Source organism: Bacillus sp. TH25, assembly GCF_016650935.1.
Taxonomy (GTDB): domain Bacteria; phylum Bacillota; class Bacilli; order Bacillales; family Bacillaceae_G; genus Bacillus_A; species Bacillus_A mycoides.
In genome coordinates this window covers 1,337,483-1,352,389 of record NZ_JAEKEU010000009.1, presented here as the reverse complement: position 1 = coordinate 1,352,389, position 14,907 = coordinate 1,337,483, and the positions used below count along the sequence as shown (strand labels likewise).

Annotated in this window: 9 protein-coding genes and 2 pseudogenes; 3 read left to right on the top strand and 8 right to left on the bottom strand. The window is 30.3% G+C overall.

The window, feature by feature from the left end; translation table 11 throughout:
* The first annotated feature begins 255 nt into the window (after positions 1-255).
* Positions 256-1,527, top strand: a complete 1,272-nt coding sequence (locus tag JFT89_RS11260; protein ID WP_201039981.1) for a glycosyltransferase family protein — start codon at positions 256-258, stop codon at positions 1,525-1,527.
* A gap of 642 nt (positions 1,528-2,169) precedes the next feature.
* Here JFT89_RS11260 and xerS read toward each other — a convergent pair.
* From xerS to JFT89_RS11245, 3 genes and pseudogenes are all read right to left on the bottom strand, one after another.
* Positions 2,170-3,243 carry a tyrosine recombinase XerS gene (xerS, locus tag JFT89_RS11255; protein ID WP_078205333.1) on the bottom strand — a complete coding sequence of 358 codons (1,074 nt, stop codon included), beginning with the start codon at positions 3,241-3,243 and terminating at the stop codon, positions 2,170-2,172.
* Between the two features lie 1,083 nt (positions 3,244-4,326).
* Positions 4,327-4,428: pseudogene (locus tag JFT89_RS11250) on the bottom strand (DUF4879 domain-containing protein); the annotation flags it as partial.
* A gap of 55 nt (positions 4,429-4,483) precedes the next feature.
* Positions 4,484-4,603, bottom strand: a pseudogene (locus JFT89_RS11245) (colicin E3/pyocin S6 family cytotoxin); the annotation flags it as partial.
* Between the two features lie 357 nt (positions 4,604-4,960).
* Between JFT89_RS11245 and JFT89_RS11240 the strand changes: the two are divergent.
* Positions 4,961-5,722: a hydralysin-2 gene (locus JFT89_RS11240; RefSeq protein ID WP_201039980.1), complete on the top strand. Its 762-nt coding sequence runs from the start codon at positions 4,961-4,963 to the stop codon at positions 5,720-5,722.
* Positions 5,723-6,107: 385 nt separating this feature from the next.
* Here JFT89_RS11240 and JFT89_RS11235 read toward each other — a convergent pair whose 3' ends face one another.
* The 5 genes from JFT89_RS11235 to JFT89_RS11215 form a co-directional block, all read right to left on the bottom strand.
* Positions 6,108-7,493, bottom strand: coding sequence for an ANL family adenylate-forming protein (locus JFT89_RS11235; protein ID WP_201039979.1), 1,386 nt, complete (start codon positions 7,491-7,493; stop codon positions 6,108-6,110).
* Between the two features lie 38 nt (positions 7,494-7,531).
* Entirely contained in the window at positions 7,532-7,849 is a 318-nt protein-coding gene (locus tag JFT89_RS11230) for a hypothetical protein (protein WP_016096699.1), read from the bottom strand.
* A gap of 236 nt (positions 7,850-8,085) precedes the next feature.
* Positions 8,086-9,063: a hypothetical protein gene (locus JFT89_RS11225; protein ID WP_242488389.1), complete on the bottom strand. Its 978-nt coding sequence runs from the start codon at positions 9,061-9,063 to the stop codon at positions 8,086-8,088.
* A 28-nt stretch (positions 9,064-9,091) separates the two neighbouring features.
* Positions 9,092-10,414, bottom strand: coding sequence for an alpha/beta hydrolase (locus tag JFT89_RS11220; protein WP_201039978.1), 1,323 nt, complete (start codon positions 10,412-10,414; stop codon positions 9,092-9,094).
* Positions 10,415-10,587: 173 nt separating this feature from the next.
* Positions 10,588-12,672 carry an alpha-amylase family glycosyl hydrolase gene (locus JFT89_RS11215; protein WP_201039977.1) on the bottom strand — a complete coding sequence of 695 codons (2,085 nt, stop codon included), beginning with the start codon at positions 12,670-12,672 and terminating at the stop codon, positions 10,588-10,590.
* Positions 12,673-13,591: 919 nt separating this feature from the next.
* Between JFT89_RS11215 and JFT89_RS11210 the strand changes: the two genes are divergently transcribed.
* Positions 13,592-14,845 (top strand): MFS transporter, encoded by a 1,254-nt coding sequence (locus JFT89_RS11210; protein WP_201039976.1) that lies wholly within the window; start codon positions 13,592-13,594, stop codon positions 14,843-14,845.
* Positions 14,846-14,907 lie beyond the last annotated feature (62 nt).

Genomic DNA, 14,907 nt, shown 5'->3' with positions numbered 1-14,907 from the left:
AACTAAAATTTAATTCTACATAAGTAACAAAAGACATTCATGAAGGATCTACTTTCTTGTCTAAAAAGTATCAATTTTCATGTTCTTGTACAGTTATTTCTTTAATTGTTAAAAATATAGTTATCTAAATAGAATTCCTATTTGTATTTCATAAAAAAATATCACCACTTCCTTATTACGGTATATAAAGTTATTATAATAACTGGAGTATTAATATTTACTAAGTTAATTATTGTAGGGAGAGAACTTAATAGTATGGACATTTTGATAACAATTTTAATGTTTGCTTCAATCAGTTTATTAGTATACTCACTAATACAGAAAATAAGAAAAAAACCAGCTATCATATGGCTGAAAATTGCTGGTATATCATTCGGTCTTGCTTTACTCGTATCTGGATTTTCTGTTGGAGTAAGAGGTGGATTTGCTGCAATAACGTTTATTATTGGAGCATGCGCTACAGTAATACTAATTTTACAATTTGTAAAAAAACAATCCGGGAAATTAAAAACTTTCATTGTGGTTCTTATTGCATTTACCACATATACAATACTAGACATTGTAATTCCATATAGTACAAGTGTTGAAAGTAGTGATGGAAATGTTACAAGTCAAAAGAAACCTGCTGTAGATGTGGGGAAAGTAAATGCAAAAGAAGAATCTAGAGAACCTACTCACAAACAGTATAGTACAGAAGAAATTAAATCAATGTTTGCTATCGGGATGAGTATAAAGGAATTTGAAGAAAAAAAAGAAGGCAGTAAGATAAAAGTTCGAAACTATAACAATTACAATCCAGCCGAATTATACTCATTTGATACTAAAGATGGACAAATTGTAGTAGTGGTATTAAATGCAAAAGAAGTTACTAAAATAGAAACATTAACTGACGAACCTTCTTTAGGAAATTTCATTAAAGAAGAAGAAAATAAAATGAACGAAGAAAAAAGAATTGCTAAAGAAGAAGCTGATAAGAAACTAAAAGAATCATACGAAAATAGTAAACAAAAATTAGAAGGATCTGGTGATTCTGTCACAAATAAAGTCAATCTAAAGTCAGGTTTGGCATTTTTTGATTTTAATAATACAGGTTCAAGAAACTTTATTGTACATTTAAAAAATGCTAGTGGCAATGGCGCTGGATTGTTAGTAAATACCATTGGTAGCTATAAAGGAAAAGTATCAACTACAATTCCGGCTAGCGGAGAATATTATTTAGAAGTGAAATCGAGTGGTAATTGGAATGCAGCAATAACGCAAGAAACACCACTTGTATCAGAATCGGTTCCAGGGACAATTAACGGGCATGGTGATGATGTAGTATTCATTAATATCCCAAGCGGAAATCATATTGTTAAGTTAAATCATACGGGTTCAAGAAACTTTATTATTAAAGTGAATGATCAGAATTTATTAGTGAAAAAAATTGGTTCTTATGAAGGTTCTTCTTCTCACGTTTTCAAAAATTCAGGGATGTATAGTTTTGGAGTAAAAGCAGATGGAGATTGGAGCATTACAATAGAATAGAACTATAAGGGTGGCAACAAATATAGTTATAGCTTTAAAATAAAGTTTAAATTAAAAACCTTTGTTAAATTTAATGAAATATTGATTTAAGAAGATTCTTTGGAATCTTAGATTAAACCCTTGTATAAAAACTAATTTTATATGTCTAACACGAGAATCTATTTTGATTAATCTTTTTTCAAAATGGATTCTTTTTCTTTATCGTAAAACATGTTTTTATGCATTAGGAAATGAAACTGGATACTAATTAATAACGTAAAATATCGAATTACCAATAAAGATGATTCGTTTAATACTTGTTTTCTTGTCCAAAAACAATAACAAAAACAGAAGTATCCACTTTCTTGTCTAAAGAGTATCTATTCTCATGTCTTTGTACAACCTGAGATAAGAGTGGAGGTTAACCTACATACCACCCAAGTGTTCGTTAAATTCCCATTTAACGTAAACAACAATTGTAGAAATCTAAAATTTTTATTTATATCTACTAAGAGAGAGTTTTTATATTCCAATTAATTTAGATTTCAAACTATATATTTTTTACATAATAAAATCAAATGCGAAACGAATAATACATATCATTTTAACCCTAGTATAGGGAAAATAATAAAAGTTCAGCAATGTAAAATTGCTGAACTTTTATTATTTATTCTTTCCTATTCTGCCTAAGCTATCTTTAATAGTTGTTTCTCCAAGCTGTGTGTATAATAAGGCCGTATCTTGGCTAGTATGCCCAAGTTGCTGCATCACTTGTAACGAGTCTTTTTCTTCCATATATAACTTATTTGCCAATGTATGTCTTAATTTATGAGGAGACATTCTTTTACCAAAGGCCTTAGTATATTTTTCTACTATATCTTGGATAGCCCTAACTGAAAGAGGCTGTGCAGTATGTTTATACTTCGATAAGAATACATTTTTTAATTCTTTCCCTGGAGCATATTTTTTATCTCTAATTTCCATATAATTTTCAAGATCATTCAATGCAATTGGGGTAATCCATACAGAATCTTCTTTGTTTCCTTTTCGTATTACATCAATTAGCCTTTCTTTTAAGTTTATATCTTCCATACGAAGATCGGCCAATTCACTTACACGAATACCACTACCAAGAAAGAGAGAAAGAATAGCTACATCACGATCTTTATCTCTTAGGAAATAGAACAACTGATGTTTTGTTAAAGATTTTTCATGTTCGTACTTAATGTAATTCAAAAACTCTTGATCGTCATCATTATGAAATATTTTAGATCTCATACGTTTTGCACGGGCATTTAATGTTTCCTTATCTTTATGTATTTCAATTTTAGCCATTACATTTCTATAAAAATAACATTCTCCATCATCATTCTCTGATAGGGAGGTAAGGTACTTAAATAAAGACTTTAAGGCTGAAATTTTTCTGTTAACAGAGGAATTCTGCATTTTTTGTTGTAGTTTTAAAAACCTCATAAAGTTCTCAACATCTTTTTTCTTTAAATTCTCCAAATCAGAGAAGGATATGTCTTTAATGGGCTTAAATTCAATAATTTGTTCAGATAATAGCCAATTAAAGAAAACTCTAAAATCATATACATAATTCAGTAGGGTGGAGGGAGAGGCATCATGCAATTCTTTGTACTCCACAAATTCTTCTATGTAAAAGGGCATTTCATTTAAATTCTCGTATAATTTCTTACGATGTACTGATTTTTGACGTTGCTTGCTGTAATCCATAAAAATCACCTCATATATACTATAACAGAAAAAATACACGAACACAAGTTCGCGTTAAATTCAATTTTTACACGAACTTATTTACATAATTTAATTATGTAATACTAAAATTCACTCGAAATTGAATGGGAAAGTGTAATTATTCTAATAAAAGTTATAGATAACCAAGTGATAAATTCATATTTGGCGATAAAAATTATATATGTATATAAAATAAAACGATTTTCAAATATAAGTTCTAACAAAATGAATACATGAACACAGTTTAAAAATCATTATAAAATGTGAATTGGTTAATTTAATCAAGGTTAATCAGGAGTTAGTTAGATCAACACAAGAAAAGCTCTTATAAATTAAAATGTAATTCACTATAAAAATTGTTTATGAGTAATTTAGCATTTGATTATTCTTATATAAAATATCAATTATATGGCGTATACCAATATACTAAGATTCATGCACTTGGGCTTGAAATCCCTAGATACTGTATTTGATTTTTATATAATCGTATTATTCTGCGTAAAATTGGTATTTCGTGCGAAGTTATAAAGTCTTTGTTTTTTTCCTTTTTTTATAATACTCTTATGTTAATCCAATAAAATGCATCATTCCCTTTCATCAGTATTAATATCTTTTAGTTTCAGATACATTCACCTATACATATTATATTGATTACATGGTTGCTTATAGACTATAGCTAGCATGTAAATATACATTAAGAACACTTTAATAAAAACAGTTAACTTTAACCCCTTAAGACTAAATAGCTTGTGTTGTGCTCAAAACTTAATAGTGCGTGATGTCGATAGAGAGTATTTCCTTAAGTTCTTTTACATCCAAGGTTTTTTTTATTGTACTTGCTTTAGGTAAACATACAGTTTAGTTTGATTCAAGTGCAGATTTTAAAATATAGCTGCAAAATTTCCCTCCCATCTCAATAAGATAAGTATTCTTTTCATTTTGAGATGAGTTTCGCTCTTTTTTAAAAATTATCTATAAGATTTTTTATATAAACATGGCAACTTTATTCAAAACATCGCATTTTTTATAAGTGGTACAACTTTATTTCAAATCTACATTTCACTTATGATACCAAACAACGATTGGTTTTCCGGCAATTAAAGTGGATCCATTCATTTTTACAAATGGGTTTTGGCCCTATTCCATTTCTTTCGTGGTAAAATATTGTATTGCTTTTTTTACTAATTCATTCATAAATGAATCCTTTCTTAACCCATTTTCAAACCATGTCCGCAGGTTTTGTTGAGTTTAAATTGAAGTCTACTTCTCCCTTGTGTTTTCCTTTTTTATTAAGTATTTCAAATCTACCATGTTGTGTATCTAAAGCATAAAGATTATTTGATTTTGAATCATCATAGTTAAAATTTAAACAGCGATATAAAGATAGAGAGTAAACTAGTTAATGGAATTCATTATTCTATTAATATCCCCTAGAAAGTCTGAATTAACTCTAATATTTATTAGTTAGATTTATTAATTACAGCTTTCTATTTTCCTAAAATTCAATTAAATATTTATAAATTTCTAACGAGTATTTATCGATAGGAATCCTGCAGTTAAAAATGGAATTTATTCTCAAAAGTGATTATTTATTGTATCTGTCAAACTATTAGTTTATCTTCTCCTCATATTTCAATTGCTTTTCCACCACGATCAAACAAATAAATAAAATCACGGATAAGTAAGGAGTATTAGTATGATTATACAAGAAAAATTATCTTTTTCAGATTTAGATTCATTAGATTCAACTACAGATTCCATAATGGACGCGTTTAAAGATCTTTATGGAATACTTCCTGATGAAATCGCAGTAAATAATGAGACGTTTCCAATTCATAATAAGCCTGCAATTACTGAACGTTATGGTCACGCTTGTTATAAAATGCTTGGCCCTTTTATATTTCGCAATATTGAAGAGCCTTCAAAGAATGAAGTAAGCCTAGAAGAACAATTTGTATTTAATCCTAATAATGAAGAAGCAGAAATTGTAGTCTCAATAAAAGAGCAATGGGCTAATATTCAATCTTGGACTTCGGAATCTACTACAGGTTTAACTTTAACATCAGATTTTATCATGTCAGGTGAATTTCAATCCGGTAACAAATTTAATATTTCAACTTTTGTGGGAGAAAGTAATTCAAAATCAATCATTACCTCTCCTTCCATTGAGCGTTCTATTAAAGTACCTCCAAATAGTAAGATGAAGATAACAACAATCGGAACATTAATTACAGAAATTCTACATTTTCAATCAATTATATCGGTACACGGTATGTTTGGTGCATGTTTTCCACGGATGGTCCGTGGGCATTATGTTGGATTCAAAAGCGCTGGTCACATCCTAAATAAAACATTTGGATCCATTAAAGGTTCCATTAATAATACAGCAATTCAGGATATTCAAATAAAAACTGGAGAAGTCGAACCTTATTTCATTAAACCAAAATTTGGAAAATAAAAAAACATGCATTTCAACCTTATTTTCTATACTTTTGGCTGGAGCGATTATTACCGTAAAATTCAATAAAGGATTTATAGGAGGGTATGAATTTGAGTTGTTATTAGCTGTATCTTTATTTTTTGTGGTAACTAACACCCAATCTATTTCCTTAGATAAATTACTACTGAATCGTAAAACTAAGCAACAGCAAAAACAAAAATAAAGCTTCTCCCCAACACTTCATTATTTGTGTTAAGGAGAAGCTTATTTATGCGAAATTTGTAATTAAATTAAAAACAAGCCAATTCGAAAAAGGGTATGATAACATATGCGAGACGTAAGTCAGGACACTCTATTTCCTAAATTAAAAGAACTTGAAGTACTTTTTTATTTGTATTTTAACCTAAGGCGACCTCTCCCTACTACAAAAGCTATAATTACATAAATACTTTCTTATTTTTTTAAACCTATCTGTATGCATTTTCTCAGTTGTTAGGACCACTTTCTGTGGAATCTTATATACTGGTAGTTTATCTTTACAGAACTCTCTCAATCGCTTTCTAAATCCACTTACAGTTTCATTCGTATTCAATTTAACAACAGCCTTAACCATTTGCCCCGTGATTACATTTTTTTCACCAACTACGGCGACCTCTTCTACTCCACTCATTAGCTGTATTACATTTTCAACTTCAGCTGGAAATACTTTTTCTCCGCCAATATTTATAAGCTCTGATTTTCTTCCTAAGATTTTAATATAATCTCCATCTACTTCCACCATATCTCCTGTCATAAGCCAGCCATCTATGGTAAATGGGCTTGGAGCATTAATATAACCAATCATTGTAGACATTGATTTAACCTGCAACATTCCATCCACAACTCTTGACTCAATATTCCCATCGCTTAGCTTAATCCACAAAGAATCATTCGATTTAGATTGTGAATATAAAACTCCCAATTCTGACAAGCCATACATTTGTATAATTTTAATGTGAGGGAATATTTCGTTTATTTTATTTAATGTAGTCTCAGGCATAACTTCTGATCCATAAGAAATAGTCTGCAAACTATTTAATTTATACTTTTTATAAACCTCACTCAGTATAAGTAAATTTATAAAAGTTGGTGATGCGGGTAAAGCTTGCACTTGATGTTTCTCAATCATATTACATACTCGATTAGGGGTACGATCATCAATAATTACCAAACACCCTAGGCTAGAAAGAATTTGGAAAAGCGTATTAACTCCCCCTATATGATCAAATAACATAAATGGTATAACCCGCTTTGCACTTCTTGCAACGCTGTACTTCTTTTGAAGTAATGTAAAATCATGTACAATTGCTTTACTGTGTCCTGTTGTGCCAGATGAAAACAATACTAATCCGGGATGTTTTAACTTTTTCAGTTGTAATAACAATTCATTTTGAATGTAATCTCTTTGCATATTGATTATTTCAAAATTTCCACTTTCAACTTTAATTACATTTTCTAATTCAACAATTTCATAGTATTCTTTCTTCTTGCTGTCAACCAAAGAATTTAAGATTGGTACTACTGTACACCCTAACTCAATAAGTGCTAAAAACATTGCTATGGAATATGGAGAATAGTCCGCTTCTAAAGAGACTATTTTATACTCCATCTTTCTATGTTCATTTAACTCCCCTGTATAAATCTTTGTTTGATTTAGTAACCACTCATACGTGTAAATTTTATCCTCCCAAATAATAGCTTCGTATTCTTTGTTCAGTTCAAACCTTTCTAATAGAAAATCAATATGCATACCCAACCTCCTTTTAATTTTTATCCTTTAATATTTTGCTATGTTAGTGATTTTAACGTTTCCTGGCACTCTATAATATACGCAACTAATGTTTCTATTGTTTTAAATGGACTATTATGTTGTGACATTGTATCTAAATTAACCAAATCAACGGATAAACCCAATTCATCTTCTAAGCCTTGTTCAATACTTACCAGTAAAGATACCAGTCCCAACGAATCTAAATACCCTTCCCAATCATAAAGATGTGCTTTCAAGCCTTTTTTAAGATCAATTTTATTTTCAAGACTTTCATTCACTTCTTCAACACAGCACCATACGATTTGAATAATTTTTTCTTTATTAGTATCTTCCAAGTAAATGCACTCCTTTTTATGAATCATTTTTTACTATGAATATTTCCTTCCAACACCTGTAGAAGTGTTTAACATGAATACTAAATAGTAGTTCCCTTACTTTACTTCTCAATTATCGCTTCTCTATCAAGACTGGAGACTATAATTATGTTGCAGAAGAAATAAAATATTCTCATGTAATACACTCTCTCTAGTAATAACATCCATCATTATCAAATTAAAAGATTCAAGATCACTTAAGTTACTATCTTTTTTAATAATTTAATATGTGCAATCTTATACAGTCTTTCCCATGATTGCTTTATATCCATTAAATCACTAGCAAGATGCATAAATTTATCTTTAAATAAATCATTCATATCTATAAGTAAGTCATATAAAAAATATCTACTCCATCTCATATCAAATAAACATTTTAAATACAAAGGAAACATGTTTATTTGCTTATGAAAATCGGTATTTATATTTTCTTTAAGTTCAAGTGCTGCAATCTTGCCAAAATAATATATCTTATTGTTTTTTCTCATAACTAAACCTTTAATATACTCACTTGATATCTTTTGTAATGTTTTCAAAAAAATATCTCTAATATTTTCTAGGTTTATTTTTTCCTCTATAATCACATTAATTGAGGAGTAAGATGAGATTCTTTCTATTCCTTTTGCCTGAACCAATTCAGGTATACCTCTTCCGCCTTTCCAAAAAGAATGAAACTCCTCAAGTGATATCTCTCCCATATATTTATTAGGGACAGGATCTTGAACAAATACACTATCTTCTGTAATTTTGTTAATTGCTAAGTAGTGGTCGGTAACATACTTATCCGTATGGATATCTATATGACTCTTTATAAATTTTGGATTCAAATAATCATTACTATAAGGTAGAAAAAATGTACTTCCTAAGGCAATAAAAACTTCTTGACGATTCAGACATTCCTTTATAAATTGAAGACCATTTCCAAAATTAGAATACACATTTTTCTCCATGCGAAATGTTTGATTATATTCCAACAACTGTGTATATCTAGCTACAGAAGGTAAAGATGTGGTAGTATCCACACGGTAAGATGGTATACTATATAATTCTTCATTTGCTATTAAGCTCATATAACTAATACTACCCATACTTTTTAATTTATCGTGAAGAATTGGTATATAACATGAATAATAATAAGGAACATCAAAGGTTGGTTTTAATTCCTTTATTTTCACTACAGCACTCACCCCACACTTTTAATTTTTATAGTCCTATCCAGTTCTCGACAGTATAATTTAACTGTAAGTCCTTAGTAGCTTTAAATTTCCTATTTTGAATAGGTTGTCCAAATTTATCCACTTCAAAGAGCCTAAAGCCTCTTGAAAACTTAAACTTGCATGCAAGATCCCTTGGCACTGTAAAACTCCCAGCAAAACGATTTTTTTCTATTCTATCTAGTATCATACCTACACTCATATAAATTCGTTCACCAGCTGGTGTATTTCCAGGTACTTCGACTGTTACGGAAACATCTACAAATTCTGATAATGTTTCTATTACCTTATATTTTTTTGGTATTCCCTTTACACCTTGTGTTACAAAGGTGACTTCGGCTTCTCCTATTTTTTTTGGTATAATCGTTCCATCATTCATAACCTCTAATACATCTGGGTTATTGACTAAAAACACACCATCTAAATCACTCATTTTAAAGCCACTATCGTACGTCACAATTGGATTAATTTTTACCTTCATTCCAGTTAATCCAACTTCATCTCGCCCATCCAAGGTAACATTAACTATATTCCCTATATCTCCAAAGAAATATATTAATGGAAGATGCATACGATCTCCCCAGTCTTTTTCAAAATGAGCACCATATGGATCCTGATAAAAAATTAAATTATCTCTATATTTGTAACCATTTTTTAATAAAGTTTCTGCAATATCTCTTACATGTTTCACCAAGAAAAAGCCTTCTGCACTACCTATATCCATCCAAACTTTCAAGTCTTTTTTCCCTTTATACATCTCATATAATTTTAATTCCGAATGATCATCTTCGACTTTCACAAAGAATGGAGATATCATCCCTATTTTCCCAAACACTTTAGGGTTACGGAAACCGATATTATAAGTTGATAAACCTCCTGCTGAAGATCCTATTAAAGCGGTATTTTCAGCGTCAGACATTGTTCTAAAATTATCATCGATATAAGGTTTCACCTCATTGATTATAAATTTTTCATATAATAAACCTGAGCATTTTATATGTTTATCTGGTGAAATAAAATGACAAAACTCATTGTTCTCTATAATTCTTTTATGTGCTATACCTACAATTATTATTTTTTGAATTTTCCCCTCAAAAATTAGCTCATCAGCTGTCTTGTGGACATTCCATGATTCATCATTTTTTATTAAAGGCTCAAATAGACGTTGCCCGGCATGCATATATAATACAGGATACCTTTGCTGTGAATGCTTTTCGTAACCAGGTGGTAAATATACAAATAATTTCCTACTATTCTCTAGTGTTTCAGAGTAAAAATTTTCAATAGTAACCACTTTAGAAGCTTGTACCATAGCAACCTCCAATATTGTATTTTTCACTTCTCTTTATACAGTTTCAACACGAATTTTTTTAACTCCAAAGCTATACTCTAGAAATCTTTAATATAAAATTTTTTATTTAACCCTCAAAACGAAATAGCTTAGGATTTAAATTAATATTTTTAATAGCAAGTAGATTCATATCATTAAATCTCAACCAAAATTGATTTTTCTGCGGTTTGCCATTTTACAACAACCTCACCCGTTCCAAACCTCGGTGTCTGGTATCTATGATTCTCTCCCCCTTCAATAAGTAGTGTTTTATTTACCCTTCTAATAAATTTAAATTCCAGCAAGGTATCAGCTGGAACACTTATATCAAAATAACCAGTAGGAAATTGATACATGATTTGGTTAAAAAATGGCCCCACTGCTTTGCAAGGGTTCATATCCCCTAATGAATAAGTATTCCCCATTATAAAAACTTCACTCTCGGGTATTTCATATCCGTTTTCAATCACAAATCGAATACAAACTTGTTTTTTATTTAAGACCTCCACATGTTTATAGATATTACTTTTCGTTCCTTTATCTGTTACAACAGTAATTCCATATTTACCGTCCTTCACCACTGGAACTTTTACTTTAATACTAGTATGTGACCATGAAATCACTTCCGCCTCTTCTTCCTCAAAAAATGCAGATCCTTTTTTAGAAGTAAAACCACATCCATCAATACAAATAATTTGACCAACTGTAGTCATTTTATGTCCCACAGTTCCTATTAAAGGTAAACTATTTACTCCTTTATGGTGCCAAACATGTACGGAACCTGGTCCGATCCATAATGAATCTATACTATTATTCTCAACCGTAATTACCTCACCATCTAAAAGGCCCTCTAATATATCTTTATACTTTCTAGAAGGAAGTGCTGTTTTAACATCTTTTATTTCATAACCTTCTGTTAAATTTCGATTCAAAGCTATTAATACCACATCACTGCCAAAGCATCTTTCATATACATAGATATCATCTGTTATATACCTTTCTTTGGTAGTTCCATATGGAAGTGCATTATTTAATCTACGTAGCGAGGATAAAACTTGTATTATCTTAAAATTGTCTGTATTTACATTAAAAGATTCCATTTGACCACGATTATTCGGATCTCCATTCCCGACCATATACTGTTCTGTACCGTAGTATATAGAAGGGATTCCCCTTGAAGTTAATAAAAATACTAATGATTGTTCTACTCCACGTTTACTTTTTCCCTTCATGTGAAAACGATCCATATCATGATTGTCAATAAAAGTAATCAGATTGTTCGCGTCATTATAAGTTTGATATGTTTCTTCAATCATTTTGTGTAAACCATAAATGGAATCAATTCCATCTCGAAAAACTTCACGTACTTTATGAGCGAAACTAAAATCTAACAAACTCATACCACTATTATTTGCAAAATGAAAATTTCTTTGATCATACTCATTCGGATTGATATACCATTCACCAAATATAAATACTGGCCTATGATTATAGATTGAATTTAGCCAACTTTTTTGCCAGCCGTATGACATGTGTTTCACTGCATCAACCCGTATGCCATCTATTCCTTGATCTAACCATAGTTTAATAGCTTCTTTAAAATACAAATCAATAACGATATTTTGATGATTTAGATCTGCAAGATCAAATAAATTACGATAAACTCCATCTTCATATTCTTCAAAATCCGTCCCACCATTATGATGAAAATAATGATTGTAATCATTATCGTATCCACCAAGTAATAATCCATCATCATATAATCTACCATTTTCAGCATAGGTCGCATCATCATGTAATGCAGGTGAGGTATGATTTGGTGCAAAATCCATGATAACTTTTATGTCTTTTGCATGAGCAGTTTTGATTAATGTTTGAAAGTCTTCAAATGTCCCAAAAAAAGGATTTGTTCTTTTAAAATCACGAGCCCAATACCCATGATATGAAGTACTTCCTACCAAATCATTTATTGGTGTAAAGATATTTTCTACCGGTTGAGATATCCATAGAGACGTCACACCTAGTTCAGTAAAATAATTTGCATTTAATTTTTCAATAATCCCTATCCAATCCCCACCAAAGTATTTCTTTTTATTTCTCCTAGATTCATCGTATAACTCTCCTTTTGGGTTATATGATGGACATCCATTAAGAAATCTGTCAGTTACAATTTGATATATTATATCTTTAGAAAAATTCACACTACTCCTACTAAATTTAAGCCTATCTTTTTCTTTCAAATGACAACCTCCATCCTACAGAAGTATTAATCAGCTATTTTCAAACATTCAGCACTCTACCCTTAAGTACCATTTGAAAAATAGTTAGAATATATCTTCTCTCCTAACTAGTAACTAATGTTTTTTTAATTTTTATACAAAATAACGTCTACAAGTAGGTTCTATATTTGTCCTGTAAACTGTACCATTTGATTTATGTCGAAGTAAGGGAAAAATTGTCATTATATAGGGAGGATAAATATAGAAAATATTTTCATTTAATCAGCTTACAAAATAGAGAACTAATAAAATATATAGACAAAACATTTTTAATTTGGTAATATTCACCTGAAAATATTTGGTAAAATTTTCTGAAGAGAGGAGTATTTATAATAAATGCTAGATTTTTAATAAAATCACCATTTATACTACTAATTTCAATCTTATATGACTAAATTAACCATAAAATACAAATATAGTTTTTGTCCTTACAAATATTAAAAAACCAGGAAAAAGTTGTAAGGAAATTTCAGAATAATCTGGAGAAATATTTTATTTTTAAAAATCTTATATAAAAGTTTAAACATTATTGTACAGTTAAAATGTTCTCCCTTAAATATTCATTAACAATTTCTCTATAAATTATAGACTTGCTTCTACCAATGTAATAATGCTCTTAGTTGCTATTTTCATGTAATTTGATTTCATAAAAATTTTAAAAATAATGTATAGGGATTATTTTTGTTATTTATGTACTCAAATCTATCTCATCCCTACCTTTATTACCTCAGAATAACAATATTTTATATTAATATAACTCTAATGCAGCAAGATTCTATTTCATTAGCCTTCTAATTAACTTGATTTCTGAAATTCACCACTTTTAGTTTGTAAGCAAATTTTCAAAATTAAATACTTAAATTTGTGAGGTGGCCATACTATGCAACAACAAGTCGAATTAGATCCTTCTCTTGCTGTTTCTTCTAAAAAGACAATATGGAAAAATCGTACATTTACATTTGTATTTACAGGTTATACTTTGTCAATGTTTGGGAATTCATTTCACAGTATTGCTTTAAATCTCTGGGTACTGCAAGCAACCGGGAGTGCTAAATTAATGTCTACCATTGCCATAACTCATATGGTTATGAGCATGCTGTTTTCTTCCATCGCAGGTACTGTTGCTGATAGGGTCGATCGCAGGAAATTAATGTGGATAACAGATATGATACGAAGTCTCTTGATACTAGGTATTGCGCTTTGTATTGCACTTCCTGGCACACCATTTATTCTCATTATTATCTTAACTGCCCTAACTTCTTGCGCAGGGCTATTTCAATCTCCCGCCTTCCATGCTTCCTTAATCGATATTGTAGGAAAAGAAAAAGTTCAACAAGCAACTGGTGTATTAAATGTCGCAGATAACGTTTCCCGAATATCAGGGCTAGCTATAGGAGGAATTGTCGTTGCAGCCTTTGGTGGCAGCATCGCTATTTCAGTCGATGCATTTACTTTTATGCTATCTGCCATTCTAGTGTTGTTAAGTGGAAAATTTCCTAATTCTATTAAAAAATCCGATGTGAAAAACTCATTTCATGAAGACCTTATTGCAGGCTTTAAGTATATATGGAAGAATCCATTTGCTAAGTCTGTTATTATTCTCTCACCAACTTTAATTACATTTTTCACCGCTTCTTTAATGCTTATCCAGGTAATGTCTGTAAAAGTATGGAAAGCAAATCCTATTGAATTTGGAATAATAGAATCCAGTATTCCAATAGGTTACATGTTAGGTGCAGGGATTATCATCTTTTTTGATAAAAAATTACATCGTCGTGGTTGGTGGATAATTCTTAGTATGGTTTTATTAGCTCCAATCTTTGTAGCAATATCCTTTGCACCATCAGTACTGTATGCAGTGCCTTTAATTCTACTCTTGGGAATACTTTTTTCGTTCTGTACACTGTTAGTCAATGTCATTATTAAGGTTGAAGTATCACCAGAATTGCAAGGTAGAACCTTTGGAACACTTGGTTCCCTTACGAGTATAGCATCACCAGTCGCTCTAGCTATTTCCTCATTTTTTGCTGACATATATGGTCCGCCATTAATCTTATTAATAAATGGAGTCTTATTATTTATTTCAGGGCTAATTGTGCTGTTCTTTCTTAAATCAATTAGATCATATAAATAATATTCTTTCGATATACCAAAAACACAGTAAGTATCTAAACATGAAAAATGCAGAAAGTGTTA